The organism is Mesorhizobium sp. M7A.F.Ca.ET.027.03.2.1 (genome assembly GCF_003999175.1).
GTDB lineage: Bacteria > Pseudomonadota > Alphaproteobacteria > Rhizobiales > Rhizobiaceae > Mesorhizobium.
In genome coordinates this window covers 1-1752 of sequence record NZ_RZOM01001189.1, presented here as the reverse complement: position 1 = coordinate 1752, position 1752 = coordinate 1, and the positions used below count along the sequence as shown (strand labels likewise).

General features: G+C 63.2%; 1 protein-coding gene and 1 pseudogene. One reads left to right on the top strand and one right to left on the bottom strand.

Annotated features, from left to right (window positions below; translation table 11 throughout):
• Positions 1–379: pseudogene (locus tag EN750_RS32805) on the top strand (phenylalanine--tRNA ligase subunit beta); the annotation flags it as partial.
• Between the two features lie 78 nt (positions 380–457).
• Here EN750_RS32805 and EN750_RS32800 read toward each other — a convergent pair.
• The coding region (locus tag EN750_RS32800; RefSeq protein ID WP_210212789.1) for an autotransporter domain-containing protein at positions 458–1752 on the bottom strand (1295 nt) is incomplete at its 5' end.

Sequence of the window (1752 nt, the reverse complement as noted above, 5' to 3'; positions counted from 1 at the left end):
TTCCGGGCCACTGTGCGGCTTCGAAGTCTTCGTCGATGCCGTGCCCGAACCGAAGGCCAAGCCGACGAAAACCAAGCCGAAACTGGAACTGTCCCCCTTCCAGGCGGTCAAGCGCGACTTTGCTTTCGTCGTCGACAAAACGGTCGAGGCCGGCACGCTGGTGCGCGCGGCGCTCGCCGCCGACAAGAAGCTCATCACCGCCGTCTCGGTCTTCGACATCTTCGAAGGCGCTTCGCTGGGCGAGGGCAAGAAATCGATCGCCATCGAAGTGTCGATCCAGCCGGTTGAAAAGACACTGACCGACGAGGATTTCGAGGCACTGGCCAAGCGTATCGTCGAGAATGTCGGTAAGCAGGCCGGTGGCGTTCTGAGGACGTAGCGCCCAAGGCGACTGAACTGTTAGCGATGGGGCTGCTCATCCGTCCACGGGACGGATGAGCAGCCGTTGCCGCAATGGTCAGAACCCGCCGCCGACCCTCAGGCCAAAGGCATGGCTGTAGCTGTCTTGAAAGCCGATTGTGCCGCGATAATCGAGCCCGATGGATAACCCTTGGTGCAGCAGCAGATCGGCGCCCAGGCCGATCATCACCTGGTCACTCGCCAAAGGCTGCGTCTGGAAGCCATAGACAAGGCCATCCGGACTATCCGCGTAGCGGATATCGACGCCGCTCGAGCCGGAGAATTCGTGAGTGTATTCAAACCGGAAGCGTGGTGTGAAGACGCCGAGGGCCACCGGCATGTCATAGCCGCCGGCAAGGCCAAGCGTGCCGCCGAGGCTGTCGACACTCTGCTTGCCGAAGCTCAGCGAATAGATGCCTGCTCCGGTTTCGGTAAACGCGTCGAGGCTCGAAGAGGATGCCGTCAACCTGGCGAACGGAGTGAGTCGCAGCCCGCCGACGCTATGATCGAAACCGGCAGTCAGCGAGCCGAAAATCTGGTCGCCGTCACGCTGACCGTCGGCAAAGCCGCCAACACTTGTCACGAAGCGCTTCGAATCGAAGCTGAACGAACCGTAGCCGGCCAGGGCATCGAGAAACAGGTTTTCGGCCGGGCGATAGCTTGCATAGAGCGTCGCGCTGTAGGCCTCGCCGGAACTCTCGGTGCCATTGCCGCCAATGTCGCTGTCGTCGCTGGAGTAGCCGACGGCCAGACCGGCGACGAAACGGTCGTTGAAACGGTAGTCGATGCCGGTGGTCATGTTGATCGAAACGGAGTCCCGCTCCGCGCTATTGTCAGGCAAACTATGGCCGAGATCGATGTGACCGCCGGCCCACAAGCCGAAGCCCAGCTTTGCCGCGTCGCCCCCACAATCGGATCCGTCTGGAAAGTCGACGCTGGCGGCATTGCCATCGGCGCCTTGGCCAGACAGTTCGAGCCCATTCGCAAAGGCCTTGCGGCACGCCTCGCTTCGCAAAGCGCCCATGCGATGGTTGATATTGTCTGTCTGCCCGGCGGCGAATTGCTGCACCGCTTGCGCCTGGGCATTGAGCAGCCCGGCGACCTCCGGATCGTCGGAGGGGTCCGGCCGCGTGGTGACGGTGATGGTCACCGTGGCCGGATCGGAAACGCCGCCGGGGCCGGTCAGTGTGTACGTTACGATGACGGTGCCTGAAAACACCGGCGAGGACGCGAAGGTCAGTAGGTAGTTGGGCGCGCCGGACAGCGTCGCCGTGCCGCCCTCGGCGGGGGCGCTGGACATGATCGCCGCGGCGCTGAATGGGTCGCCGGGAGCACCCGGGGGCAAAGGCAGCG